Genomic DNA, 23,662 nt, shown 5'->3' with positions numbered 1-23,662 from the left:
TGCGCGTGCGGTTAATCGCCGGGCATGGCCCATTTCGATCCCAAGACCTATCGCAACGCGCTCGGACAGTTCGCCACAGGCGTGACGATCGTCACCACCCGCGACAGCGAAGGCAATGCGATTGGCGTCACCGCCAACAGCTTCAATTCAGTCTCGCTCGATCCGCCGCTGGTGCTGTGGTCGCTGGCGCGTTCGGCGCGATCAATGGCAGCCTTCGAACAGGCTGGCGACTTTGCCGTGCACATCCTGGCCAGCGATCAGGACCATCTCGCCAATCTGTTCGCCTCGCGGGTCGACGACAAGTTTGCGGGCATGGACATTCTGGGCGACGGGCCGCCGCGAATCGACGGTTGCTCGGCGCGACTGGTGTGCACCACGCGTCATCTGTACGAGGGCGGCGACCATGTGATCATGGTCGGCGAGGTCATCGACTACGAGAGCGAAGGCAAGCCACCTTTGCTGTTCCACAGCGGCGGCTATGCCGATCGCATCGCCCGCGAGGCACGCTCGGGCCCGCCGCCGGTGCTCTACACTGTCGAGGACCGCATCGCGACGATCACGCTCAATCGCCCCGACACGCGCAACGCGCTGGCTGAAGAGGTCATCGGCGCGCTGGTATCGGCGCTCGAAGCGGCCGACGCGGATCCGGAAATCGACTGCGTGATCCTGACCGGCGAGGGGCCCAGCTTCTGTTCGGGTGGCAACATCAAGCAGATCAAGGCGCTGACATCGGAGCAGCATATGAGCCCGTTGGAGCTGGAAAACTGGTACAAGACCCAGATCCAGCGCATCCCGCTGACCATGGATCGCATGTCGGTGCCGGTCATCGCCGCGGTGCGGGGACATGCGATCGGCGCAGGGTGTGATCTGGCGTGCATGGCGGATATCCGCATTGCCGCCGAGGATGCGGTTTTTGCCGAGAGCTTCCTGCGGGTCGGCATCATCCCGGGCGATGGCGGAGCATGGCTGCTGCCTCGGATCATCGGCCTCGCCAAGGCCAGCCAGATGATGCTGACCGGCGAATTCATCGATGCCCACAAGGCCGAGCGTTATGGTCTGGTGTCGGAAGTGGTGCCGGTCTTTGCGCTCGCCGAGCGGGCGATGGCGCTGGCGCGGATGGTCGCGCAATTCCCGCCTTCGGCGATCCGCAAGACCAAGCGGCTGATCAAGGACGCGCGCGATGTATCGCTGGCGGAGCATCTCGATCAGGCGGCCATCTGGCAGGGCGTGCTGCAGCAGATGGACGATCACCGCGAGGCGATCGACGCCATTCTCGAGAAACGAGCCCCCCGGTTTCAGGGCAAGTAACGGCGCATTATGCTGCGCGACACGTGACTGAGCCGCGCGCAAGTATTAACCATTAGCGCGGCTATTCGTTAACCTTTTCGAATCAGTTCTATTCGGAATGCCCAGCTCGTCGGGTGCGACTGGCAAGGTCAAAGTCGCGCAGCGACGACGGTGAAAGCGCACAAAAAAATGACCCCGGCTTTTTGGCCGGGGTCAAATGCTTGAAAAGCCGAGCTATCAGCTCAGTTCCAGCCGCCGCCCAGGACCCAGTCCCAGAACCCGCGGACAGGCTTCTTGGTACGCTTTGCCATTTTTAGCACTCCTTATTTGGGCGCGAAATACGATCCACGCCCAATTTCGAAGGTTAACAGAATGTAAATTGGTCAACAAGACGTTAACGATATGCCACGGCAAGATTGCCGCGCAAGCCAGGCGCGCGAAAGGGTTATCGCCCGCGCGGCGCGGGAAACGGGGATTTCAGAAAGTTTTCGCGCAGCCCTATGCGCCCGGCGGCACGTCCGCCGCCAGGGCAAGCAGGTCGCTGCTGACAGTTTCAGTCGGCGAAGGACTTGGGCGCTGGCGATGCGATCGTCATTTGGCCTGCACCCACCTGCTGCACTTCCAGCAGACGCTCTGCAACGCCGCTGCGGCCAAACCGGAAGGCGCCGTCCAGACCGATAAAGCCGCCCGCGTCGCGCAACCGGTCCATCGGGAAGGGCGTTCCGGGTTTCCAGTCACGCGCAATGCGGGTGGTCAGCAGCACGCTGTCATAGCCGAGGGTCGAAAGGCGGAACGGATCTGTGCCGAACTGCGCGCGGTATTTGGTGGCGTACTGACGATACAGGCCATCGGACACGCTGGCGAACCAGGCACCGCGCACCGCGGGCGAGGTGGCGAGCGCGCGTTCGGTGTTCCACAATTCGGTGCCCAGGATGCGCGCGTCGGTGCCCCCATTGGCGCGGATCAGCGGTACGATGCGGATGGCGGCTGCACCGCTGTCGGCGATCAGGATCGCCTCATAAGCGCTCTCTTGCTGCATCTTCCTGAGCGCCGTGGTCACCGCCGCGTTGCCCGACCCATAGCTCTGCATCGATACCACGGTGCCGCCTGCGGCCTTGACCGACGCCAGTATCGCCGACGAGGCGCGCTGGCCGTAGGTCCCGGCGGGGACCAGAGCGGCAAAGCGGGTGATGCCCTGTGCGCGGGCGTGGCGGACGACACGGTCGATCGACTGGGCAGGGACATAGCCCATGATGAAGACGTTGTTGCCGGCAATGCCGACATCGTTGGAATAGCTGATGATCGGGACATTGGCGGCCTTGGCGGTGGCGGCCATGGCGACCACGTCATCGCCCAGCAGCGGCCCCAGGATCAGCCGGTTGCCATCGGCGATCGCGCGCTGCGCTGCGGGCAGCGCGCCACGGGCGGTATCATAGCTGGTGATGCGGATATTGCTGGCCTTAGTGTCCATCAGCGCCAGCGTGGTTGCATTGGCGATCGACTGGCCGACCGCGGCGTCCTTGCCGGAGAGCGGCAGCAGCAGCGCAATACGGTGCCGCGAAGCGTCGCTGGGCAGCGCACCGGTGATCGGGCCGTCGTCGGGACGGGCGGTGGGCTGGTCGGGCTGCTGGCTGGGGGTGGAAGGCGGCGCGGTCTTGGGAACCATGGTTTGGCACGCAGCCAGGAACATGGTGCCCAGCACCAGCATGAGGATGGCCTGCCATTTTCGATAGAGGTGTTTCACAGCTTGTCGCTCCCGCCCTGCCGGTCCATGAACATCCGCGTGACTCATGATCCCGAACCCGGCCTGTATATCGTTGCGACACCAATCGGCAACCTTGGTGATCTGTCCACGCGCGCCCGACAGGTGCTGGAACAGGCTGATCTGATCGCCTGCGAGGACAGCCGCGTCACAGGCGGCCTGCTGCACCATCTCGGCTTCAAGCGGCCTCTCGTCCGCTATGACGACCATGCCCGGCCCGCCGACCGCGAACGGCTGATTGCTGCGGCCTTGCTAGGTCCGGTGGCGCTGGTGAGCGATGCCGGGACGCCGCTGATCTCCGATCCCGGCTACCGGCTGGTGCGCGAGGCACGCGAGGCGGGTGTCGCGATCCATTCGGTCCCGGGGCCATCGGCGGTGATCGTGGCGCTGACCCTGGCGGGTCTGCCGACGGACAGATTTTACTTCCACGGCTTCCTGCCCAACAAGGCCGGCGCGCGTGACAGGGAGATCGCAGGCCTTGCCGCAATCCCCGCGACACTGGTCTTTTATGAAAGCGCCAAGCGGATCGCCGCCTGCCTCGCCGCTTTGCACGCCATCCTCGGCGATCGCGAGGCGGCGGTGGTGCGCGAGATCAGCAAGAAGTTCGAGGAAACCCGCACCGGCACCCTGTCGGAACTGTCCGGATACTATTCCGATGTCACGCCCAAGGGTGAAATCGTGCTGGTCGTCGGGCCGCCCCTGGCCGACACCGGCGAGGCAGACGAGGATGTGGTTGAGGCGGCGCTGACCGAGGCGCTTGCGAGCATGCCGCCGGGCAAGGCCGCAGGCGAGGTGGCACGGCGCTTCGGGCTCGACCGCAAGGCGCTATATGCGCGAATCATGGCCGAGCGCGAAAGCGATGGCTGAAGCGCGCCGTAAGCAGGCCGAGACCGCCGGACGCCGCGCCGAAACGCTAGCGGCATGGTGGCTGCGACTCAAGGGCTGGCGCATCCTCGCCAAGCGCGTGCGCACACCGCTGGGCGAGGTCGATCTGGTGGCGAGGCGCGGGCGGATGGTGGCGTTCGTCGAGGTCAAGCACCGGGCCACTGCGCAGGAACTCGACCAGGCCATCGATCATCACCGCCTGCGCCGCGTGGCCGCGGCTGCCGAAGCGCTGATGCCACGTTTCGTCCGGGCACACGATGATGCACGGATCGACGTGATCCTGCTTGCACCGGGCCGCTTGCCACGCCATCTGACGCACGTCTGGCAGGGCGACTGATCGCCCGGCACCAATCCCGATATCCGCCAATCCTGATACCCCAAAGCAAAAGGCCATTCCATGAAGATCGCGGTACAGATGGACCCGATGCCCGGCATCAACATCAAGGGCGACAGCAGCTTTGCGCTGATGCTGTCGGCGCAGGCGCGCGGCTATACGCTCTATCATTACGATGTCGAGACGCTGACTTATGAGGCGGGGCAGGTGACGTGCCATGCCCACCCGGTGACGGTGCGCGCCGTGCAGGGCGACCATTTCACTTTCGGCGATCCGGTACGGCTCGATCTGGGCGAGGATGTCGATGTCGTGCTGATGCGGCAGGACCCACCGTTCGACGTCGGCTACATCACCGCGACGCATATCCTCGAACGGCTCAAGGGGCGCACGCTGGTGGTCAACGACCCCGCATCGGTCCGCAACGCGCCCGAAAAGGTCTATGTGCTCGATTTCGAGCGCTTCATGCCGCCGACACTGGTCACCCGCTCGCTCGACGAGGTCAGGCGCTTCCAGACAAAGCACGGCGCGATCGTGGTCAAGCCGCTGCACGGCAATGGCGGCAAGGCGGTGTTTCTGGTTGGCGAGGATGGCGCCAATCTCTCTGCCCTGGTCGAGCTTTTCGGCCAGATCTGGCGCGAGCCGTTCATGGTGCAGCCGTTCCTTCCCGAGGTCGCGCAAGGCGACAAGCGAATCGTTCTGGTCGATGGCAAGGTGGCAGGCGCAATCAACCGCAAGCCGGGCGAGGGCGAGTTCCGCTCAAACCTCGCAGTGGGGGGCTACGCCGAATCCGCCACGCTGACCGAGCGCGAGCAGGAGATCTGCGACGCGATGGGCCCCGAGCTCAAGGAACGCGGACTGCTGTTCGTGGGTATTGATGTGATCGGAGGCAAATGGCTGACCGAGATCAACGTCACATCGCCCACCGGCATCGTCGCGATCAGCGCTTTTAACAACAGCGACGTCGCCGCGATGATCTGGGATGCGATCGAGGCCCGCTTGAAGACATAGTCATGAACGATTTTATCCTCAATCTGGTAGCCAGCGGCGGATATTGGGGCGTTGCCCTGCTGATGGCGCTGGAAAACGTGTTTCCGCCTATCCCGTCCGAGCTGATCATGGGGCTGGCGGGAATCGAGGCGGGCAAGGGCCACATCAACCTGTGGGCCGTGATCCTGGCAGGCACGGTCGGATCGGTCGCAGGCAACTATTTCTGGTACGCCATCGGTCGAACGTTCGGGCTCAAGCGTCTCGATCATTTCGTCGCCCGCTGGGGCCGCTGGTTCACGCTCGACCACCGCGAAATATCCCGCTTCAACAATCTGTTCCACCGCCACGGCGCCTCGACCATCTTCTTTGCGCGGATGATCCCCACGGTCCGGACACTGATCTCGCTTCCCGCGGGGATCTTCCAGATGAGCCGCACCAAGTTTCTCGTCTGGACCTTTGCAGGAGCAGGACTGTGGAATGTGGTGTTCGCCGGGATCGGCTTTCAGCTGGGCTCGCGGATCGAGGAGATCGATCGCTATACCGGACCGATATCGACCGGGGTGATCGTGCTGATCATCGGCGCCTATCTGGTGCGGGTGATCTTCTGGCGGCCCGAGGCAGGCAACAAGACCGAAAGCTGAGCTCGCGGCTCAGGCCCGTGGGTGCGCGTTTTCGTAAACGTCCAGCAGTTGTGCGGCGTCGACCTGGGTATAGATCTGGGTCGACGACAGGCTGGCATGGCCCAGCAGCTCCTGCAACGACCGCAGGTCCGCGCCGCCCGCCAGCAGGTGGGTCGCAAAGCTGTGGCGGAGCGCGTGTGGCGTGGCGTCCTCGGCCAGTCCGAGCAGCCGGCGCGCGTTCATCATCGAACGCCGCACCAGCGCAGGCGACAGCGGACCGCCACGCGTCCCCCTGAACAGGGGCGTATCGACGGAAAAATCAAACGGAGCGAGCGCGACGTACTGGCTGATCGCGTCGCGCAACTGGGGCAGCACGGGCACGACCCGCTGCTTGTTGCCCTTGCCGGTGATCCGCAGCGTCTCGCCCAGCGGCAGCACCGCGGCGGTCAAACCCATCGCCTCGCTGATGCGCAGCCCCGCGCCATAAAGCAGCAGCAGCACCGCCCAATCGCGGGCCTGCACCCATCCGGGCGCATCGCGCGAAGCCATGACGTCGCCCAGCGCCATGATGTCGTCGGGTGCGATCGGGCGCGGCAGGCTGCGCTTGATCCGCGGGCCCTTGATGCGCGGGGCGCTGCCGTCCGAGCCGCTGTGTTCGCCAGCAAACGCCAGGAACGCGCGGATCGCCGACAGTTCGCGTGCGGTGCTACGGTTGGCGAGCCCATCCCCGCGCCGCGCCGCAAGAAAGGCGCGCAGATCGGCCTGGGTCACGTCGCCCAGCCGCCTGGCATCGGGTCGCTCGCCCCAGTGATCGGCGAGGAACTCGGTCAGTCGTTCGGCGGTCGCGACATAGGCGCGCACGGTATGCTGCGATCGGCGGCGGTTGTCCGCCAGATGCGCGCGCCACAGGCTGATCAGGGGAGGGGCCGGGTCTGCCATGTGCGGCAGGGTATCAGGCGACGGCGGCGGGCTCAATCGCCACCACCTCGGCGAGGATGGCATCGAGCAGCGGCATGCCCTGTGGCGTGACAGTGATCTGCAGGCCTTCGCGCTGGACAAGGCCCAGCCCAATCAGACGATCGGTTGCCACGTCATTGATCAACGCCGATTGTGCGACGCCCGAGCGCGCCGCCACCCGCTCCAGATCGAGCCCCTCGGCAAGCCGCAAGCCCATCAGCAGCGCTTCCATCGCCTGCGTTTCAGGATCGAGCGGGCGTTCGACCGACAGGCCGTTGCCGTTGCGGATGATTGCGGAGAGATAATTCTCCGGCTTTCGGTGGCGCTCGGTCGCCATGTTCCCGCGCCTGCCATGCGCGCCCGGGCCAATCCCGGCATAATCGCCATAGCGCCAGTAAGTGAGGTTGTGGCGGCTCTGCTCGCCGATCCGGGCATGGTTGCTGATCTCGTACGCAGGCAGCCCCGCCGCGGCGGTGATCTGGCGGGTGAGGTCGAACAGGTCGGCGCAATGGTCGTCATCCGCCGGAACGAGATCGCCGCGCCGCACCAGTGTCTCGAACCGCGTCCCCGGCTCGATCGTAAGCTGATAGAGCGACAGATGCCCGGTGCCGAAGCCGAGCGCACGGGTGAGCTCGCGCTCCCAATCGGCGAGCGACTGGCCGGGGCGCGCATAAATGAGATCGAAAGAGACACGCGCGAAGCGGTTCTGCGCGATGTCGAGCGCTGCCAGCGCCTCGGTCACCGAATGCGCACGGCCCAGAAACGCCAGCACATCCTCTTCGAGCGCCTGCAGCCCCAGCGACACGCGGTTGACGCCGGCGAGCGCAAGATCGCCAAAGCGCGCGGATTCCACCGACGAAGGATTCGCCTCGAGCGTGATCTCGATATCGTCGGCAAAGCGCCAGTGCCTGCCTGCCTGATCGATCAGAGACTGCACGAGCGCAGGTGGCATCAGCGATGGCGTGCCGCCACCGAAAAAGATCGAGCCCAGCGTCCGGCCTGGGAGCAACGCCGCCTCATGCGCCATGTCGGCAAGCAGCGCGGCTTTCCATTGCGTGATATCGACGCCATCGCGGACGTGGCTGTTGAAATCGCAATAGGGGCATTTGGAGACGCAGAACGGCCAGTGGATGTAGAGCGCGAGCGGCTCATCTCCCCTACCGCTCGCGGTAGAGAAGAGGTGCGTACCGCTATTCAAAAGCACGCCTCGACCAGCTTTGCAAAGGCATCGGCGCGATGACTGATGCTATGCTTGTGTGCGGGATCGAGCTCGGCGAAGGTCTGGTCGAACCCCTTCGCCACGAACACCGGGTCATAGCCGAATCCCAGCGTGCCGCGCGGCGGCCAGGTCAGCGCGCCGGTCACCCGACCTTCGAATACTTCCGCATGACCATCGGGCCAGGCGAGCGCGAGCGTGCAGATGAAATAGGCGCTGCGATCAGCGTCCGGGCCAAGTTCGGCGAGCCGCCCTTCGACCTTGCCCATCGCCATGTACCAGTCGCGGCCCGGCTCGCCCTCGAACCATTGCCGTTCGGCCCAGTCGGCGGTGTAGACACCAGGTCTGCCGCCGAGCGCGGCAACGCACAGCCCGCTGTCATCGGCAAGCGCAACGCAGCCGGAAGCCTGCGCAGAGGCATGCGCCTTGAGCAGCGCGTTCTCGGCGAAGCTCGTGCCGGTCTCTTCGGGCTCGGGCAGGCCAAGCCCCCCCGCCGACACCGGTTCGATGCCGAACGGTTCGAGCAGCGCGCGGATTTCACGCACCTTGCCCTGGTTGTGGCTGGCGATCACCAGCCGGCCAGGCTCGAGTTTGCGCGCTGCCATCGGATCAGGAAACCGCGCGGTCCTGCGCCGCAAAGATCTCGTTGCAGCCCATGCGCGCCAGGCGAAGCAGCCGCAGCAGCGCCTCTTCGTCATAGGGCGCGCCTTCTGCGGTCGCCTGCGCTTCGGCAATGTTGCCGCCTTCGATCAGCACGAAGTTCGCATCGGCATCCGCGTTCGAGTCCTCGATGTAATCGAGGTCGAGCACCGGCGTTCCCTGATGGATGCCGCAGCTGATTGCCGCGACCTTGGCGGTGATCGGATCTTCCTTGATCAGCCCCTTGGACATCAGGCCGTTGACTGCGAGCCGCAGCGCAACCCACGCACCGGAGATCGACGCGGTGCGGGTACCGCCATCGGCCTGGATGACATCGCAATCGAGCGTGATCTGGCGTTCGCCAAGCTTCTTGAGATCGACCACCGCGCGCAGTGAGCGCCCGATCAGCCGCTGGATTTCCTGGGTGCGGCCCGATTGCTTGCCTTTGGCCGCCTCGCGCTGGCCGCGGGTGTGGGTGGCGCGCGGCAGCATCGAATATTCCGCCGTGACCCAGCCTTCGCCCTTGCCCTTGAGCCAGGGCGGAAGCCGTTCCTCGATGCTCGCGGTGACCAGCACCTTGGTATCGCCAAAGCCGATCAGGCAGCTTCCCTCGGCATGCTTGGTAAAGCCGGTTTCGATGCTGATGATGCGCATTTCGTCGGGGGCGCGGCCGGATGGGCGCATGGGATGATTCTCCAGGGTCTGTCAGTGTTGCTGCGCCGATAGCGGGCGGCCAGCGCAATGGAAAGCACCAAGCCACTTGCCATGCCGGATCAAAAATGGCAGTGGCGCGGCACTCCAGCGATCATGGGCGATTAGCTCAGTTGGTAGAGCATCTCGTTTACACCGAGAGGGTCGGCAGTTCGAGCCTGTCATCGCCCACCATGATCCGCGAAATCCACCCGAATTTGTTGCCCGTTTGCCCCGCCCGACAGGCGAATCGCCTGCGTTGGGTTTTGTTCAGCAACCGGTCAGGCAGGCGGTTTCAGACAATGCGCCCATGCCGGGTCATCTCCTTCTTGCCATAGCGCTGGGCGCTGCCACCATCGGCGGCGCGGCGATGCTGGCGACGGTGGATCGCGGGACGCCTGCGCAGGGCGAATGCCTCAGCAAGAAGCGCGTCATTTCCGGCACCGCGCGGATCAAGCGCACCGAAGCTCGCAAGCGCTGTCATGTGATCGTGCCGATCCTGATGTGATCGGCCTGCACCGTCAGCCCTTTGCGAGCGTCTCTTCCATCAGCGCGGATGCCCGGGTGCCGTTCCAGTCCATTCCGCCGATCATCCGCCACACTTCCTTGCCCTCGGCATCGTACAGCACGGTGGTGGGCATCACCCCTGTCATGTAGCTGAAGCCCAAATTGTTTTCCGGATCGACGAACGGCTGGATCGTCTTGTAGCCCTTTTCGGCGAAGAACGGCTTGATCGCGTCGAGGTTCTGCATGTCCTGCGACACGGTGAGCACCACCAGCCGGTCCTTCTCGCGCGCTGCCAGAGCGTCCAGAGTGGGCATCTCGACCACGCATGGTCCGCACCACGTCGCCCACAGGTTGACCAGCACCGGCTTGCCCTTGAAGGCGGCCAGGCTGGTGGTCTTGCCCTCGGGATCGTTGAAGGTCACGTCGGGCGCAGCCTTGCCACGCTGGGAGATATCGAGCGTGCCCGACAGCGGGACCGAAGGACCCGCCTTTTGAGCAGTTTTTTCGGACTGAGCGGGTTGCTCCGAGGCAGGGGATTGCCTATCGCACGCCCCAGTTGCCAGCGCGGCAAGAGCCACCACCGGCCAGATGCGCTTGCTGGAAAAATGGGCGGTACGCATGGGTAACAACTCCAACAGCATGTGGGGCGGACGGTTTGCCGCAGGGCCATCCGATGTGATGCGGGCCATAAACGCCTCCATCCCGTTCGACAAGGCGCTGTGGCGGCAGGATATCGATGGCTCGCTGGCGCATGTCGCGATGCTGGGCGCGCAAGGGATCATCCCTGCCGACGATGCCGCAGCGATCACGAACGGGCTCAAGCAGATCGCACAAGAATATGCCGCCAACGGCGTGGCCGAAGACTGGTCGCTCGAGGACATCCACATGCATGTCGAGGCACGGCTGGCCGAGCTGATCGGGCCTGCTGCCGGACGCCTGCACACCGCGCGCTCTCGCAACGACCAGGTCGCCACCGATTTTCGCCTCTGGGTGCGCGATGCCTGCGATGCCGCCGATGCCGCGCTCAAGGCGCTGCAGACCGCATTGGTCGACCGTGCCGCCGAACATGCCGATGCGATCATGCCGGGCTTCACCCACTTGCAGATCGCCCAGCCGGTGACGCTCGGCCATCACCTGCTCGCCTATTACGAGATGTTCGCGCGCGATCGCGACCGCTTTGCCGCTGCGCGTGCGCGGATGAACCAATGCCCGCTGGGCTCTGCAGCGCTCGCTGGAACCGGCTTTCCGATTGACCGCGATGCGACCGCCAGCGCGCTGGGCTTCGAGCGCCCTACAGCCAACTCGCTGGATGCCGTATCGGACCGCGATTTCGCGCTCGATTACCTCACCGCCGCCTCGCAGTGCGCGCTGCACCTGTCACGACTGGCCGAAGAGTTCATCATCTGGGCAAGCCAGCCCTATGGCTTCGTCAAGCTGCCCGACAGCTTTTCGACCGGATCGTCGATCATGCCGCAGAAGCGCAACCCCGATGCCGCAGAACTGGTGCGCGGCCATGCCGGGCGGATCATCGGCTGCCAGACCGCGCTGATGATCACGATGAAGGGCCTGCCGCTCGCCTATTCCAAGGACATGCAGGACGACAAGCCACCGGTGTTCGAATGCGAAGGCCTGCTGATGCTGAGCCTGGCCGCGATGACCGGGATGGTGGCCGAAACCACATTCGAGACCGCAGCGATGCGCAAGGCCACCGAGCGCGGCTTTGCCACCGCGACCGATCTGGCCGACTGGCTGGTGCGGCAGGCGGGAATCCCGTTCCGCGAGGCGCACCATATCACCGGCGCGGTGGTCAAGCTCGCCGAGCAGCGCGGCGTGGCGCTCGACACGCTGCCGATCGCCGATCTGCAGGCGATTGATGCGCGGATCAGCGAGGCGGTCTACCCCGCGCTGTCGGTCGACGCATCGGTCGCCAGCCGCAACAGCTATGGCGGCACCGCGCCCGATCAGGTACGGGTGCAGGTGGCGCGCGCTCAGGCTGCGCTCAACGGAGAATGACGATGGCGCGTGCCTCCAACCTGCTGCTGGCTGCGGCCGCAATCCTGGCGCTGTCTGCCTGTGGCAGCCGCCAGAAGCTGACCGCGGTCGAAGGCACCGCGCCTGCGCCCACGGCCTATGGCGCCTCGATGGTGGCTGCGCCCGATCAGTTGATGGAGCCCAGCACCCAGTCGCGTCCCGAACGCAATGTCGAGCTGCGGCGAAAATCCGAGGCGCGCGCCGACGACCCGTTCGACCTTCCTCCCGAGTAACAGTCAAAAGGCTCCGTTCCACATGGACCATTTCTCGCTGATTGGCGGCCAGCTGCACGCCGAGCAGGTGCCGCTGGCGCGCATTGCCGATGAAGTCGGCACGCCCGTCTATGTCTATTCGCGCGCGACGCTGGAGCGCCATGCCGATGTCTTCCGCGACGGGCTGGCGGGCGTTCCGCGCAAGCATCTGGCGTTCGCCGTCAAGTCGAACCCCAATCTGGCGGTGCTCAAGGTGCTGGCTCAGCGTGGTTATGGCGCGGATGTCGTTTCGGGTGGCGAGCTCGACCGCGCACTCGCCGCAGGAATTGCGCCTGCCGACATCGTGTTCTCGGGCGTGGGCAAGACCGCGGACGAAATCCGCCATGCGCTGGCAACCGGCATCGGGCAGTTCAACATCGAATCCGAAGAAGAAGGCGAGATGCTCGCTGCGGTCGCGGACTCGATGGGGCTGAGCGCCGCCGCGGTGCTGCGGATCAATCCTGACGTCGATGCAGGCACCCATGCCAAGATCTCGACCGGCAAGGCAGACAACAAGTTCGGCGTCGGGCTGCATGTCGGGCCGGGGATCTATGAGCGCCTGTCGCAGCTGCCCGGGATCGGGCTGCGCGGGGTCGCGGTGCATATCGGCAGCCAGCTGCTCAGCCTCGATCCGCTCGAGGCTGCATTCGGCAAGATAGGCCAGCTGGTCGCCGATCTGCGCGGCGCAGGGCATGCCATCACGCATGTCGATCTGGGCGGCGGGCTTGGCGTGCCGTATCAGGCCGGGAGCAACCCGCCATCGCCTGCCGATTATGGTGCGCTGGTCGCGCGGGTGACTCGCGACTGGGATGCCACCATCCAGTTCGAGCCCGGACGCGTGATCGCAGGCAATGCCGGCGTGCTGCTCACCCGGGTGATCCGGGTAAAGCCCGGGATCCAGCACCCCTTCGTGGTGGTCGATGCGGCGATGAACGATCTGGCGCGCCCGGCCCTGTACGATGCCTGGCATGACTTCGAAGCGGTGGTGCCCGATGGCACCCGGATGATGGCCAATATCGTCGGCCCGGTGTGCGAGAGCGGCGATACGTTCGCGATGGGCCGCGATATCGACACCGTTGCCGCAGGCGATCTCGCCGTGTTCCGCACCGCAGGCGCCTATGGCGCTACGATGGCGAGCAGCTACAACAGCCGCGGCATCGTCGCCGAGGTGCTGGTCGATGGCGACCGCTTTGCCGTGGTCGCCAACCGCATCACCCCTGCCGAGATCATGGCCGCAGAGCAGGTGCCGGACTGGCTGTGAACCAGCTGCCGATCTTCCTCAACCTGCGCGATCGCCCGGTGATCCTGCTGGGCGATGGCGAGGCGGCAGATGCCAAGCGGCGGTTGATCGAGCGTTCGGGCGGGATCTGCGTCGGGGAGGAAAATCACGACGCCCGGCTGGCGATCGTCGCGCTGGAGGATGAGGACGAAGCGATCGCAGCGGTCGCCCGGCTCAAGGCGCGCGGACTGATCGTCAACGCGGTCGACCGGCCTGCTTTGTGCGATTTCACTACGCCTGCGATCATCGACCGCGATCCGGTGCTGATCGCGATCGGCACCGGCGGCGCATCGGCGGGGCTCGCCAAGGCGCTGCGCCAGCGGCTCGAGGGCCTGCTCCCCGCGACGCTGGGCGATCTGGCGCGCAGGCTCGATGCCGCGCGGGACGCCATCAGGCAGCGCTGGCCGGGTGGTGCCGAGCGCAGGCGCGCGATTGATGCCGCGCTGGCACCCGGCGGTACGCTCGATCCGCTGAGCGATCATGCCGCGGATGCGGTGGCCGTCTGGATCGCTGGCGGCGGGGCAGGGGTGTCGCCGGGACGCTACGAGATCGCGATTGCATCACCCGATCCGGATGAGCTGACCTTGCGTCAGGTGCGGCTGCTGGGCAGCGCCGATCTGGTGCTGCACCCTTCGGACATTCCGCCTGCAATCCTTGCCCGTGCCAGAGCCGATGCCGCCATGCGGATCGACGATGAAGAAGACGGTGCGCCCGAGGGTGTGGTCGTGCGGCTTATCTGGGCGCCGACAGCAGGAAGTTCATGAACACGGTGGCGATCGGCTTGGCCGGGTCGTCCTGCCAGGCCTTGGCTTCGACATTGGCCACCCGCCGTCCGATCCTGGTCACTTCGCCCAGCGCATAGGTGCGCAGTTCGCGTCCGCCGCGCATGAAGTTGATGGTGATGTTGACCGGCTTGATCTTCAGGTCGCTCTCGTCCTTGCCCAGTGTCACCCGCAGCGCCGCGATCGCGGCGACTTCCATCAGCCCGCTGAGCGCGCCACCGTGCAGGAAGCCGGGGCGCCCCATCACGGAAGGGCCGTAATCATAGGCGATGACCGGAAGCCCGGCGTGCATATGGTCGACGGTCATCCCCATGGTGGTCGCGAACGGCGGCATGAAACCCAGGACGGTTGCGATGGTGTCTTTCTCGCTCATCGGTCAGGCCAGGAAGTTTTCGACGCGGATGAAGGTCCCTGCGACGTGCGCGACCGGGTCATCGGGATCTCCGTCATGGGCGATGCCGCGGACAAAGGCCATCGAGCGCGTGGTCTTGTAGCATTCGCCGCGTCCGATCACGGTCTTGCCGGGGGTCGCGGGGCGCATGTAATCCACCCTGAGGTCGAGCGTCACCTGGGGCCGGAACTTGCCGATCGCCGTCCAGACCGACAGGCTGGTGGCGTTGTCCATCAGGCTGATGATCGGACCCGATGCGATCACCCCGCTGTCGACATCGCCGACGAGCCCGGGAGCATATGGCAGCGCGAGCTCCACCCAGTTGTCGCCGTGTGCGCTGTAGATGATACCCAGATGGCCGCTATGGCCGTGGGTTGACATCATGGTCTGGAACATGCCGGGGTCGAAACCGTCGTTCAGGTCGGCAGCTTCGGGGGTCGGGTCGTCATTCATCACAAGGGGTTCGATTCGCAGCCGTTCGGATTAATGGACTATAACTGGCAAAGCCGCGGCAAGCTCTGCACTCTCCCGCCTGTTCGTCAACCCCAAGGACAGGAGAAGACAGCCATGCCATCCGGAAATCCCGCACCCAGGATCGACGTGAACGATCTGCCGGACCTCGATTCCCCTGTTGCGCTGCACGGGGCACGGCTCGATGTCAGCCCCTGCACGGGGGTCAGCGACGATCTGTGGATCATCGCGGTGATCCTGGTTTACGAAAATTGACGCAGCGCAGCAGGGCGGACGGCGCGTGACGGTGGAGCGCAGACTGCGCGCGTGTGTCGATCGGTTTGCAGGCACGAGCGGATACGCGCTGTCCCAGGCGCTGGGGCCGATGCTCACCGATGCAGAGCTCGCGAGCATGTGGCTGCAAGAGCGGCTCATCGGCCTCCAGCAGCCGCGGCCGCAACTACCCGCGGGCTTTGCCGACCCGGTGTGCCAGTCGCTGGTGATGCTCGATCATCAGCGGGTGCATCTGTCGCTGGCGATCGTTTCGGCCGAGGGATGGAAAGCGGAGAGCGTGACACAGGTTGGCGCACCGCAGATCGTCGGATTTGCCGATGGCTGGACCACGATCCGCTTTCTCTCGGCACCATTGGCCAAGGTGCAGCGCCATTATCTCGACCAGACACTGCAAGACCGCCGCGCCTTTGCCGAAAGTCCCAGGCAGGTGACCACCGGCGAGGTGATCTGCCTCGACAATGCGCGAGAGGCGCTGCGGTTCGTCGGGCTTGGGGCGGATGTGGTCATGCTGCGGTTGCTGGTTCGCGACCCCGATGCGCAACAGGCCGTCGAATGCGATGCCCGCACGGGCGCAGTGCTGCGCATTCGCGAGGCGCAATCGGGGGATGGCCGCACCCGCATGATGCTCTCGCTGCTGCGATCCCTTGGCCGCAGCGATGCCGTACCCGCCATTGCCGAAGCGCTCGCCTCCTGGCCCGCGCATCTGCGCTGGCACGGTGTCCGCGAGGCGCTGGCGACCGACAGCATTGCGGGGTTCGCTCTGCTGCAGGCCATGGCCGAGACCGATCCCGATGCGGATCTGCGCGCGCTCGCCCGCCGGACGCGCGATGATCTGCTCACCCGCTATCCGCAGCTTGCGGCCTAGCGCCCGGTCATGGCGCTGACGCTTCACACCGACCCCGCGCAGCCCTGCACGCTGGAGGAATGCTTGGCCGCGCTCGATCATACAGGGTTCGAGCCCGATGACCCGCACTCGGTGGCGCACGCCGCGCACTGGCTCGCACGGCTTGCTGCCAATCGCGCCTTTCTGGGCGATCTGGCGCTCTCCCGGTTGCAGGCAGCCCATGTCAGACAGGCGGGGCAGGGCTATACCGCGCAGGTGATGATGCTGGGAGCGCCGCGCCCCGGATGGTTCATGCGCGCGGCGATCTGGCCGTCTGCGCAGGACGCGGTAATGCGCGACAGCGGTGCTGCCGCCTTCGTTTATGGCCTGCCGCACGATCACAATTTCCACTTCCTGACGGTGGGCTATCACGGCCCCGGTTACCGCAGCGACCATTACGAGGTCGATCCCGAGCGCATGACCGGAGTGGTCGGCGAGGCAGTCGATCTGCGTTTCATCGAGACCAGCCTGCTCCATCCGGGACGCGTGATGCACTACCGCGCCCGGCGCGACGTGCATTGCCAATATGCGCCCGATACGCTCTCGGTCTCGATCAACCTGATGCACAGCGCGCCCGGGCAGCGGTGGACCGACCAGTTCGAATATGATCTGCGCCGGGGCACGATCAGCAGTGTGCTCACCGGGTGCACCGCCGATACGCTTTGCAAGCTGGCGACGGCGTTGAGCCGTGCTGCCGCGCTGGATGTGATCGAGACCATCGCCCGGAGCCATCCTGTCGAACGCCTGCGCTGGTCGGCGATCCGGGCCCTTGCAGCTGAACAGCCCGGCACCCAGGCGCGCGCCGAGTTTCTTGACCGGCAGGCGGCCAGGGCAAGCGGCTGGCTCGCGCGTCGCTGCCGGGCCGAGATTGGCGATTGATGGGGCCGGGTCGCAGGCTATAGTCGCTCCCGAAACCATGTTGGGGGCACGTCATACCTATGTTCATTGCGGAACTGGAAATCGGACAGATCGGGCGATTGATCCAGTTTGCCATGGCCCCCGCCTTTCTTCTGGTGGCGACGGGCAACATCCTGCAGCTGTTTGCCGGGCGACTGGCCCGGGTGATCGACCGCGAGCGGGTGCAGCTTGCCGAGTTCAGCCGGACCACGGGCGAGGACCATGTCCGCGTGGTGCGTGAGCTGCAGATTCTCGACCGCCGCGCTTCGATCGTCAACAAGGCGATCCTGATGGCGACGCTGAGCGCCTCGACCGTCAGCCTGTTGATCGCGGCAATGTTCGTGCTGTCGCTCACAGGCTACAAGTTCGGCCAGATCGTCGCAGGGGGGTTCATCCTGGCGATGGCGTTCCTGATTGCCGGGCTCGGCCTGTTCATCGCCGAGATTCGGCTTGCGACCCGCAACATCCGCATCGAGGAGCGTTTGCTCATTCTCGAAGACGAGTGATCGCAGCCAAGCCCAAAGAAAAAGGGCTCCGCGCTGGTGCGCGAAGCCCTTTTCGATCTCAGAATGCTTGAGGCGCTATCAGCCGGCAGCAGGCGCCGCAGCAGCATCGGCTGCGGGGGTTGCTGCACCGTCGGCAGCGGCAGGTGCTGCTCCACCTTCAGCGGCCGGGGCTGCGTCTGCTGCAGCGTCCGGTGCGGGCGCAGCGGGGAGAGGCAGCGGGCTGCCGGTCTGGGTGTTCATCCATGCCATCAGATTGGCGCGATCTTCAGCCTTGCCGAGGCCAGCAAAGCTCATTTTGGTGCCATCGGCATAGGCCTTGGGCGAGGTGAGCCACTTGTTCATTTCCTCGAAGGTCCACGGACCCGACTTGCTCTTGAGCGCGTCGGAATAGGCGAAACCTGCGACCGATGCGTGGGGCTTGCCCATCACGCCATAAAGATTGGGGCCGATGCCGTTGGCGCCGCCGCTGTTGATCGAGTGGCATGACGAGCACTTGGCGAAAACCTTCTCGCCCTTGGCAACATCGGCGCTGGCAAGCAGCGTGGCGATCGGCACTTCGGCGGCGGCTTCACCTTCGGACGAGACGACGCCTTCGATCACATAGCCCAGCTTCTCGGGGCGTTCGGGCTTGTCGGCGTGGAACACCTTGCCGCTGATGATCGACAGGCCAAGGGCAGCGATGCCGCCTGCAAGAGCCCAGCCTGCAATCGTGTTCTTGTTGTCCTGCATTGCCCTGTTGCCTCGTCTTTTGCTGCAGGCGCCATGACAACACGGCGCTCTGAAAGGTCGGTGTCCGATCAACCCTGCATCAAAGCCGGGCGTATCAGCGTTTCGAAAGGCCTGATGCCGCGTCGCAACAAGGCCGGTTCGCCGCTCCCTCTAATCATGGTCAAGGCGCACTGCAAGCCCCGACGCGCCCGTTTTCGCCTTGTCGTCGCGGCATTGGGTGCCTATTCGGCGTGCCCATGCAAAGCTACCCCCAGATCGCCCGCCTGATGGTTGACACCATGGCCCGCACCGCTGCCGATGCGCCGGAGTGCACCATCGCCTTTCAGGGCGCTCCGGGAGCCTATTCCCACATCGCCGCGCGCGAGTTCGCCCCCGACTGGCATCCCTTGCCCTGCTATTCTTTCGAGGATGCGATGGATGCGGTGAAAGACGGCCGCGCGGCCAAGGCGATCATCCCGATCGAGAACTCGCAGCATGGCCGGGTGGCGGACATCCACTTCCTGCTGCCGGAAAGCGGCCTGACCATCGTCGCCGAGCATTTCCTGCCGGTGCATCACTGCTTGCTGGCCAAAGGCGAAGGGCCGTTCCGCTCGGCGGTCAGCCATCCGCAGGCGCTGGGGCAGACCCGCCATTATCTGCGCGCGCATGGCATCCAGCCTACCACTTATGCCGACACCGCAGGGGCCGCCGCCTTTGTCGCCGAATCGGATGATCCGTCGCTGTGCGCGGTGGCCTCGCGGCTGGCAGGCGAAGTGTTCGGGCTCAAGGTCATCGCCGAAGGCATCGAGGATGCCGCGCACAACATGACGCGGTTTGTGGTGCTGGCCGCACACCGCGACGATCCGCTTCCCGGCGCCGATACGGTGATGACCAGCATGCTGTTCGAGGTGAAGAACATCCCTGCGGCGCTGTTCATGGCGCTGTCGGGCTTCGCCACCAACGGCATCAACATGACCAAGCTGGAAAGCTACATCCGCGGCGGCAGCTTTGCGGCTGCGGAATTCTATGCCGATATCGAGGGCATGCCGGGAGACCCGGCGGTCGACCGGGCGCTCGAGGTACTGGGCCATCACAGCAAATGGGTGCGGATCCTGGGCAGCTACCCCCAGGCGCTCCCTAGGGTCTAGCCGCGCGGTAAAACTGGCTGGCTCAGGCGCCGCGGTTGAGGCGCTGCATGATCGGCGTGACCGAGATGCCGTGCAGCAGGATCGATCCCAGAATTATCAGCCCCACGGTTTCCCACAGAGCGTGCTGGTCCTCGAAAGCTCCATGGTTGAGCGCGAACGCCAGGTAATAGACCGAGCCAAGCCCGCGAATGCCGAAAAAGGCGATGACAAAACGTTCGAGCGCGGGGCGCCTGAGATCGATCAGCGCCAGCCAGCCTATCATCGGGCGGATCACCAGCAGCACCAAGGCGGCGACGAGAACATTGTCCCAGCCGATGTCCGCCAGCAGTTCGCCTCCGGTAAGAATGCCGCCGAACAGGACCAGCAGCACCATCATCACCAGCCGCTCGGTCTCGTCGGCGAAATCGTGCAGTTCCGAGTTGAAATTGTCCCCCGCCGCCGAGCGGTTGAGCATGAGACCCGCCACAAAAACCGCCAGAAATCCGTAGCCGAATGCAAACTCGGTCGTCGCATAGATGACCAACGTTGCACCCAGCGCGATGAAGCCGTCGCCGGTTCTCGAGAGCCTGGTATTCTGTGGCAGTCGGTAAATGATCTGCCCCAGCAGCCAGCCGCCTGCTGCGCCGATCAGCGCACCGACGCTCAACCGCCAGATGACGTCTTGCCATAGCCAGGTGCCCATTGTCGCGAAGCCCAGCGTGCCGGCGCTTGCCGCCAGCGCCAGATAGACGAAGGGAAAGGCCAGCGCGTCATTCAGGCCCGCCTCGGACGTCAGCGCAAACCGCGCCTCGTCGCCATCGTCGCTGTTGGGGCGCTCGATCTGGACATCGGAGGCCAGCACCGGATCGGTGGGCGCAAGACAGGCGCCCAGCAGCAACGCCGATGCGAGCGGAAGGCCGAGAATCCAGTGACCCGACAGGGCGATCGCGCCGATGGTCAGCGGCATGACGATCGCCAGCAACCGGATGGTGATTCCCCAATTCGCCAAAGTGAACGGCCGCCCGATCTTGAGGCCAGCGCCCATCAGCGAGATGATGACGATGAACTCGGTAGCCTTTTCGATCATCACCGGCGATTCCACCGGGTGCGGCGAAAAGACCGATAGGGGCGTGAAAGAGAACACCGCCATCCCAAGGCCGACAAAGATGATCGGCAAGGACAGCGGCAATTTCTTGAGCAACAGCGGCAGCCACGCGACCAGCAGCACCACGAGCCCGATGACGAGCAGCCAGATCTTGTAATGCTCGAGCAGGAACGCGCCGATCAGGCTGGTGAACAAGGGATCGGCAAAGGCGGTGACATCAAGCTTAGGTGAGTCCGGGATGACCGAATGCCAGCGAACCCCGGTCATCAGTGCGCCGCACCCCAGCTTGGCCCGGTACCGATTTCAACTCCCAGCGGCACGCTCAGCGTCACCGCAGGTTCGGCCGCGCCCTCCATTACTGCGCGAATGACCTGCGACGCCGCGTCGACATCGGCTTCGGGCAATTCAAACACCAGTTCATCGTGCACCTGCAGCAGCATGCGGACATGACCCAACCCGGCGGCCTGAAGCGCAGGCACCATCCGCGCCATCGCACGCTTGATGATGTCCGCGCTGGTGCCCTGGATCGGCGCGTTGATCGCGGCGCGCTCGCTGCCCTGGCGTTCGGCCTGGTTCTTGGAGTTGATCCGCGGAAAATGGGTCTTGCGACCGAACAGGGTCTCGGTGAAGCCGCATTCGCGCGCCTTCTCCATCGTCTCGGCGATATAGCGGTTGATGCCGGGGAAACGCTGGAAATAGGTGTCGATCATCGCCTGAGCCTCGTCGGCGGTGACCTCCAGACGCCCGGCCAGCCCCCAGCGCGAGATGCCATAGAGGATCGCGAAGTTGATCGTCTTGGCCCGTCCACGCGTGTCGCGGTTGACCTCGCCGAACAGCTCCAATGCAGTGCGGTTGTGGATGTCCTCGCCCTTGGCAAACGCATCGCGCAGCGTCTCGACATCGGCCATGTGCGCCGCCAGTCGCAACTCGATCTGGCTGTAGTCGGCCGCGAGGATGACATTGCCCGGCTCGGCGACGAAGGCATGACGGATCTGGCGGCCGATCTCGGTGCGGATCGGGATGTTCTGCAGATTGGGCTCGGTCGATGACAACCGCCCGGTCTGCGCGCCGACCAGGCTGTAGCTGGTGTGGACGCGGCCCGTGTCCGGGTTGATCTGCTCTTGCAGCGCATCGGTATAGGTGGACTTCAACTTGGCGAGCTGGCGCCAGTCGAGCACCTTGCGCGAGATCTCCGATCCTTCGCCCGCCAGCTTTTCCAGCACGGTGACATCGGTCGAATAGGCGCCGGTCTTGCCCTTCTTGCCGCCCTTTAATCCCATCTTCTCGAACAGGATCTCGCCCAGCTGTTTGGGGCTGCCGATCGAAAAGCTCTGCCCGGCCAGCGCATGGATTTCGGTTTCCAGAGCGGCCATCCGCGTGGCGAAATCATGGCTCAGCGCGGCCAGCTGTTCGCGATCGACCTTGATGCCGTTGCGCTCCATGGCCGCTACAACCGGAATAAGCGGGCGATCGACCATCTGGTAGATGCGGGTCGCCCCCTCGATCGGCAGTCGCGGCTGCAGTACATGCCACAGCCTGAGCGTGACATCGGCGTCCTCGGCGGCATAGCGCGTCGCATCGCTGAGCGGCACCTCGTTGAAGCCGATCTGCTTCTTTCCGGTGCCGGTCAGCGATTTGAAGCTGATGCACTCATGCCCCAGATGCCGCTGGGCCAGCGCATCCATGCCATGTCCGCCGCTGCCGAATTCATGGCCGGCATCGAGCGTGAAGCTCATCACCATCGTGTCCTCGATCGGCGACACCGCGACGCCATGACGCGCGAGCACGTTGAGGTCGTATTTGAGGTTCTGGCCGATCTTGAGCACGCTGTCGTCCTCGAGCAGCGGCTTGAGCCTGGCTATCGCAACGTCCATTGCGATCTGATTGGGCTTTTCGGCAAACATGTCGCTGCCGCCATGGCCCAGCGGGACATAGCATGCCTCACCCGGAGCCAGCGCAAGACTGATGCCTACAAGCCGGGCCTGCATCGAATCGAGCGAATCGGTTTCGGTATCCACCGCGATGGTGCCGACGGCAAAAGCCCTGGCGATCCAGTCGTCGAGCGTCTCGACATCCTGCACACAGACATAGCTGTCGGTGTCGATCGGGGGCATCGCGAGCGCCAGCGGTGCAATCGCGTTGCTGCTGCTCTGCGCGCCGGTGGCGGGTGACGACGACGCGGGCGACGCTTCGGCAGGACCGCTGGCGCCAAGCTTGCGCAGCAGGCTGGTAAAGCCATGCAGTTTGAGGAATTCGGCCAATGGCTCGGGCGGGATATCCTTCAGCAGGAAATCCTCAAGCTCGTTGGGCAGCGGGCAATCGTCCTTCAGCGTGACCAGCACCTTGCTCAGCCGCGCCATCTCGGCCTGCTCGATCAGGCTGTCGCGCAGCTTCGACGGCTTCATCGCAGGCGCGGCCGCCAGTACGCTTTCCAGATCGCCATGCTCGACAATCAGCTTGGATGCGGTCTTGGGGCCGACGCCGCGGATGCCGGGGACGTTGTCCACCGCATCGCCCATCAGCGCGAGCACATCACCCAGCTGCTCGGGGGTGACTCCGAACTTCTCCATCACCGCCTCGGGGCCCATGCGCACGTTCTTCATCGTGTCGAGCATGTCGAGCCCGGGCTGGATCAGCTGCATCAGGTCCTTGTCGGAACTGACGATGGTGACCTTCCACCCCTTGGCCAGCGCATCGAGCGCGTAGCTTGCGATGATGTCGTCCGCCTCGACATTGTCCTCCTCGATGCACGGCATGGAGAACGCGCGCGTCGCATCTCGGATCAGCGGAAACTGGGGCACCAGGTCCTCTGGCGGGGCGGGGCGGTGCGCCTTGTACTGGTCGTACAGATCGTTGCGAAAGCTCTGCGAGCTCTTGTCGAGGATCACCGCCATATGCGTCGGACCATCGGCCTTGTGCAGGTCATCCGCCAGCTTCCACAGCATCGTGGTATAGCCATAGACCGCGCCCACCGGGGTGCCTTCCGGGTTGGTCAGCGGCGGCAAGCGGTGATAGGCGCGAAAGATGTAGGACGATCCGTCGACGAGATAGAGATGGTTCTGCTGGGACATGGG

Annotated in this window: 26 protein-coding genes and 1 tRNA gene; 16 read left to right on the top strand and 11 right to left on the bottom strand. The window is 64.9% G+C overall.

The genetic code is table 11. The features are described 5' to 3' along the window. The first annotated feature begins 24 nt into the window (after positions 1 to 24). Complete coding sequence (locus BSY18_RS06690) at positions 25 to 1,308, top strand: enoyl-CoA hydratase-related protein (RefSeq protein WP_236823465.1); 1,284 nt, start codon at positions 25 to 27, stop codon at positions 1,306 to 1,308. A gap of 532 nt (positions 1,309 to 1,840) precedes the next feature. On the opposite strand, the gene BSY18_RS06685 is transcribed toward BSY18_RS06690, so the two are convergent. Continuing rightward, complete coding sequence (locus tag BSY18_RS06685; protein WP_054135347.1) at positions 1,841 to 3,031, bottom strand: penicillin-binding protein activator; 1,191 nt, start codon at positions 3,029 to 3,031, stop codon at positions 1,841 to 1,843. Positions 3,032 to 3,058: 27 nt separating this feature from the next. Between BSY18_RS06685 and rsmI the strand changes: the two genes are divergently transcribed. The 4 genes from rsmI to BSY18_RS06665 are packed head-to-tail and all read left to right on the top strand — an operon-like array spanning position 3,059 to position 5,896. After that, positions 3,059 to 3,916 (top strand): 16S rRNA (cytidine(1402)-2'-O)-methyltransferase, encoded by an 858-nt coding sequence (gene rsmI / locus BSY18_RS06680; RefSeq protein WP_054135346.1) that lies wholly within the window; start codon positions 3,059 to 3,061, stop codon positions 3,914 to 3,916. Continuing rightward, positions 3,879 to 4,271: a YraN family protein gene (locus BSY18_RS06675; protein ID WP_236823464.1), complete on the top strand. Its 393-nt coding sequence runs from the start codon at positions 3,879 to 3,881 to the stop codon at positions 4,269 to 4,271. Before rsmI ends, BSY18_RS06675 begins: the two co-directional genes overlap by 38 nt. A 60-nt stretch (positions 4,272 to 4,331) precedes the next feature. Then, complete coding sequence (gene gshB, locus BSY18_RS06670) at positions 4,332 to 5,276, top strand: glutathione synthase (RefSeq protein ID WP_069050069.1); 945 nt, start codon at positions 4,332 to 4,334, stop codon at positions 5,274 to 5,276. A 2-nt stretch (positions 5,277 to 5,278) separates the two neighbouring features. After that, on the top strand, positions 5,279 to 5,896 hold the full coding sequence (locus BSY18_RS06665; RefSeq protein ID WP_054135343.1) for a DedA family protein: 618 nt from the start codon (positions 5,279 to 5,281) through the stop codon (positions 5,894 to 5,896). Positions 5,897 to 5,905: 9 nt separating this feature from the next. Here the strand turns inward: BSY18_RS06665 and BSY18_RS06660 are convergent, their stop codons facing one another. The 4 genes from BSY18_RS06660 to rph are packed head-to-tail and all read right to left on the bottom strand — an operon-like array spanning position 5,906 to position 9,371. Next, on the bottom strand, positions 5,906 to 6,814 hold the full coding sequence (locus BSY18_RS06660; protein WP_069050068.1) for a tyrosine recombinase XerC: 909 nt from the start codon (positions 6,812 to 6,814) through the stop codon (positions 5,906 to 5,908). Positions 6,815 to 6,827: 13 nt separating this feature from the next. Next, entirely contained in the window at positions 6,828 to 8,030 is a 1,203-nt protein-coding gene (gene hemW, locus BSY18_RS06655; protein ID WP_054135341.1) for a radical SAM family heme chaperone HemW, read from the bottom strand. After that, positions 8,027 to 8,653, bottom strand: a complete 627-nt coding sequence (gene rdgB / locus BSY18_RS06650; protein WP_054135340.1) for an RdgB/HAM1 family non-canonical purine NTP pyrophosphatase — start codon at positions 8,651 to 8,653, stop codon at positions 8,027 to 8,029. The genes hemW and rdgB overlap by 4 nt, the downstream gene beginning before the upstream one ends. Before the next feature lie 4 nt (positions 8,654 to 8,657). Further along, a complete protein-coding gene (gene rph / locus BSY18_RS06645) occupies positions 8,658 to 9,371 on the bottom strand; it encodes a ribonuclease PH (RefSeq protein ID WP_054135339.1) in 714 nt (237 codons plus the stop codon). Positions 9,372 to 9,496: 125 nt separating this feature from the next. Here rph and BSY18_RS06640 point away from each other — a divergent pair. Together BSY18_RS06640 and BSY18_RS06635 are read left to right on the top strand one after the other, a co-directional pair. Next, positions 9,497 to 9,572 (top strand) — tRNA-Val (locus tag BSY18_RS06640). Positions 9,573 to 9,687: 115 nt separating this feature from the next. After that, positions 9,688 to 9,885, top strand: a complete 198-nt coding sequence (locus BSY18_RS06635) for a hypothetical protein (protein WP_150126224.1) — start codon at positions 9,688 to 9,690, stop codon at positions 9,883 to 9,885. A gap of 13 nt (positions 9,886 to 9,898) precedes the next feature. Here the strand turns inward: BSY18_RS06635 and BSY18_RS06630 are convergent, their stop codons facing one another. Further along, complete coding sequence (locus tag BSY18_RS06630; protein ID WP_236823463.1) at positions 9,899 to 10,504, bottom strand: TlpA family protein disulfide reductase; 606 nt, start codon at positions 10,502 to 10,504, stop codon at positions 9,899 to 9,901. A 19-nt stretch (positions 10,505 to 10,523) separates the two neighbouring features. Here BSY18_RS06630 and argH point away from each other — a divergent pair, with 19 nt between their 5' ends. From argH to BSY18_RS06610, 4 genes are read left to right on the top strand one after another with little or no spacing between them, the layout of a single operon-like run. After that, the gene (argH, locus tag BSY18_RS06625) at positions 10,524 to 11,897 is read left to right on the top strand and encodes an argininosuccinate lyase (RefSeq protein WP_069050065.1); all 1,374 of its coding nucleotides are present in this window, start codon (positions 10,524 to 10,526) and stop codon (positions 11,895 to 11,897) included. Positions 11,898 to 11,899: 2 nt separating this feature from the next. After that, positions 11,900 to 12,148 carry a hypothetical protein gene (locus BSY18_RS06620; RefSeq protein ID WP_069050064.1) on the top strand — a complete coding sequence of 83 codons (249 nt, stop codon included), beginning with the start codon at positions 11,900 to 11,902 and terminating at the stop codon, positions 12,146 to 12,148. A gap of 22 nt (positions 12,149 to 12,170) precedes the next feature. Continuing rightward, positions 12,171 to 13,427 (top strand): diaminopimelate decarboxylase, encoded by a 1,257-nt coding sequence (lysA, locus tag BSY18_RS06615; RefSeq protein ID WP_069050063.1) that lies wholly within the window; start codon positions 12,171 to 12,173, stop codon positions 13,425 to 13,427. Beyond that, the gene (locus tag BSY18_RS06610; protein WP_069050062.1) at positions 13,424 to 14,209 is read left to right on the top strand and encodes a precorrin-2 dehydrogenase/sirohydrochlorin ferrochelatase family protein; all 786 of its coding nucleotides are present in this window, start codon (positions 13,424 to 13,426) and stop codon (positions 14,207 to 14,209) included. The genes lysA and BSY18_RS06610 overlap by 4 nt, the downstream gene beginning before the upstream one ends. Here BSY18_RS06610 and BSY18_RS06605 read toward each other — a convergent pair. Further along, positions 14,178 to 14,600 carry a PaaI family thioesterase gene (locus BSY18_RS06605; RefSeq protein WP_083231344.1) on the bottom strand — a complete coding sequence of 141 codons (423 nt, stop codon included), beginning with the start codon at positions 14,598 to 14,600 and terminating at the stop codon, positions 14,178 to 14,180. The genes BSY18_RS06610 and BSY18_RS06605 overlap by 32 nt on opposite strands. 3 nt (positions 14,601 to 14,603) lie before the next feature. Next, entirely contained in the window at positions 14,604 to 15,071 is a 468-nt protein-coding gene (locus BSY18_RS06600) for a PaaI family thioesterase (RefSeq protein ID WP_069050061.1), read from the bottom strand. A 114-nt stretch (positions 15,072 to 15,185) separates the two neighbouring features. Between BSY18_RS06600 and BSY18_RS21240 the strand changes: the two genes are divergently transcribed. From BSY18_RS21240 to BSY18_RS06585, 4 genes are read left to right on the top strand one after another with little or no spacing between them, the layout of a single operon-like run. After that, positions 15,186 to 15,344, top strand: a complete 159-nt coding sequence (locus tag BSY18_RS21240; RefSeq protein WP_156318100.1) for a hypothetical protein — start codon at positions 15,186 to 15,188, stop codon at positions 15,342 to 15,344. 31 nt (positions 15,345 to 15,375) lie between these two features. Next, the gene (locus tag BSY18_RS06595) at positions 15,376 to 16,227 is read left to right on the top strand and encodes a hypothetical protein (RefSeq protein ID WP_069050060.1); all 852 of its coding nucleotides are present in this window, start codon (positions 15,376 to 15,378) and stop codon (positions 16,225 to 16,227) included. 9 nt (positions 16,228 to 16,236) lie between these two features. Continuing rightward, a complete protein-coding gene (locus BSY18_RS06590) occupies positions 16,237 to 17,124 on the top strand; it encodes a hypothetical protein (protein ID WP_069050059.1) in 888 nt (295 codons plus the stop codon). A gap of 59 nt (positions 17,125 to 17,183) precedes the next feature. Then, positions 17,184 to 17,648 (top strand): DUF2721 domain-containing protein, encoded by a 465-nt coding sequence (locus BSY18_RS06585; protein WP_054135268.1) that lies wholly within the window; start codon positions 17,184 to 17,186, stop codon positions 17,646 to 17,648. A gap of 78 nt (positions 17,649 to 17,726) precedes the next feature. Here BSY18_RS06585 and BSY18_RS06580 read toward each other — a convergent pair whose 3' ends face one another. Continuing rightward, the gene (locus tag BSY18_RS06580; protein WP_069050058.1) at positions 17,727 to 18,377 is read right to left on the bottom strand and encodes a c-type cytochrome; all 651 of its coding nucleotides are present in this window, start codon (positions 18,375 to 18,377) and stop codon (positions 17,727 to 17,729) included. 236 nt (positions 18,378 to 18,613) lie between these two features. Here BSY18_RS06580 and BSY18_RS06575 point away from each other — a divergent pair, with 236 nt between their 5' ends. Then, positions 18,614 to 19,504 carry a prephenate dehydratase gene (locus tag BSY18_RS06575; protein WP_069050057.1) on the top strand — a complete coding sequence of 297 codons (891 nt, stop codon included), beginning with the start codon at positions 18,614 to 18,616 and terminating at the stop codon, positions 19,502 to 19,504. 22 nt (positions 19,505 to 19,526) lie between these two features. On the opposite strand, the gene BSY18_RS06570 is transcribed toward BSY18_RS06575, so the two are convergent. Both BSY18_RS06570 and polA read right to left on the bottom strand, forming a co-directional pair. After that, positions 19,527 to 20,855, bottom strand: a complete 1,329-nt coding sequence (locus BSY18_RS06570) for a cation:proton antiporter (protein WP_082382331.1) — start codon at positions 20,853 to 20,855, stop codon at positions 19,527 to 19,529. After that, positions 20,855 to 23,659 (bottom strand): DNA polymerase I, encoded by a 2,805-nt coding sequence (gene polA / locus BSY18_RS06565; protein ID WP_069050056.1) that lies wholly within the window; start codon positions 23,657 to 23,659, stop codon positions 20,855 to 20,857. Before polA ends, BSY18_RS06570 begins: the two co-directional genes overlap by 1 nt. Between the last annotated feature and the right edge of the window lie 3 nt (positions 23,660 to 23,662).

Source organism: Blastomonas sp. RAC04, from assembly GCF_001713435.1.
GTDB lineage: Bacteria > Pseudomonadota > Alphaproteobacteria > Sphingomonadales > Sphingomonadaceae > Blastomonas > Blastomonas fulva.
This window is presented reverse-complemented; position numbering and strand designations above follow the sequence as displayed.

Bases quoted from the DNA above. Each gene is read 5' to 3' on its own strand.
- BSY18_RS06585 (WP_054135268.1), top strand. From the start codon at position 17,184: ATGTTCATTGCGGAACTGGAAATCGGACAGATCGGGCGATTGATCCAG.
- polA (WP_069050056.1), bottom strand. From the start codon at position 23,659: ATGTCCCAGCAGAACCATCTCTATCTCGTCGACGGATCGTCCTACATC.
- BSY18_RS06630 (WP_236823463.1), bottom strand. From the start codon at position 10,504: ATGCGTACCGCCCATTTTTCCAGCAAGCGCATCTGGCCGGTGGTGGCT.
- gshB (WP_069050069.1), top strand. From the start codon at position 4,332: ATGAAGATCGCGGTACAGATGGACCCGATGCCCGGCATCAACATCAAG.
- BSY18_RS06590 (WP_069050059.1), top strand. From the start codon at position 16,237: ATGGCGCTGACGCTTCACACCGACCCCGCGCAGCCCTGCACGCTGGAG.
- BSY18_RS06620 (WP_069050064.1), top strand. From the start codon at position 11,900: ATGGCGCGTGCCTCCAACCTGCTGCTGGCTGCGGCCGCAATCCTGGCG.
- lysA (WP_069050063.1), top strand. From the start codon at position 12,171: ATGGACCATTTCTCGCTGATTGGCGGCCAGCTGCACGCCGAGCAGGTG.
- BSY18_RS06580 (WP_069050058.1), bottom strand. From the start codon at position 18,377: ATGCAGGACAACAAGAACACGATTGCAGGCTGGGCTCTTGCAGGCGGC.
- BSY18_RS06600 (WP_069050061.1), bottom strand. From the start codon at position 15,071: ATGAATGACGACCCGACCCCCGAAGCTGCCGACCTGAACGACGGTTTC.
- BSY18_RS06665 (WP_054135343.1), top strand. From the start codon at position 5,279: ATGAACGATTTTATCCTCAATCTGGTAGCCAGCGGCGGATATTGGGGC.
- BSY18_RS21240 (WP_156318100.1), top strand. From the start codon at position 15,186: ATGCCATCCGGAAATCCCGCACCCAGGATCGACGTGAACGATCTGCCG.
- BSY18_RS06675 (WP_236823464.1), top strand. From the start codon at position 3,879: ATGCGCGAATCATGGCCGAGCGCGAAAGCGATGGCTGAAGCGCGCCGT.
- BSY18_RS06660 (WP_069050068.1), bottom strand. From the start codon at position 6,814: ATGGCAGACCCGGCCCCTCCCCTGATCAGCCTGTGGCGCGCGCATCTG.
- BSY18_RS06635 (WP_150126224.1), top strand. From the start codon at position 9,688: ATGCCGGGTCATCTCCTTCTTGCCATAGCGCTGGGCGCTGCCACCATC.
- rdgB (WP_054135340.1), bottom strand. From the start codon at position 8,653: ATGGCAGCGCGCAAACTCGAGCCTGGCCGGCTGGTGATCGCCAGCCAC.
- BSY18_RS06690 (WP_236823465.1), top strand. From the start codon at position 25: ATGGCCCATTTCGATCCCAAGACCTATCGCAACGCGCTCGGACAGTTC.
- BSY18_RS06605 (WP_083231344.1), bottom strand. From the start codon at position 14,600: ATGAGCGAGAAAGACACCATCGCAACCGTCCTGGGTTTCATGCCGCCG.
- BSY18_RS06575 (WP_069050057.1), top strand. From the start codon at position 18,614: ATGCAAAGCTACCCCCAGATCGCCCGCCTGATGGTTGACACCATGGCC.
- rsmI (WP_054135346.1), top strand. From the start codon at position 3,059: ATGAACATCCGCGTGACTCATGATCCCGAACCCGGCCTGTATATCGTT.
- BSY18_RS06570 (WP_082382331.1), bottom strand. From the start codon at position 20,855: ATGACCGGGGTTCGCTGGCATTCGGTCATCCCGGACTCACCTAAGCTT.
- rph (WP_054135339.1), bottom strand. From the start codon at position 9,371: ATGCGCCCATCCGGCCGCGCCCCCGACGAAATGCGCATCATCAGCATC.
- argH (WP_069050065.1), top strand. From the start codon at position 10,524: ATGTGGGGCGGACGGTTTGCCGCAGGGCCATCCGATGTGATGCGGGCC.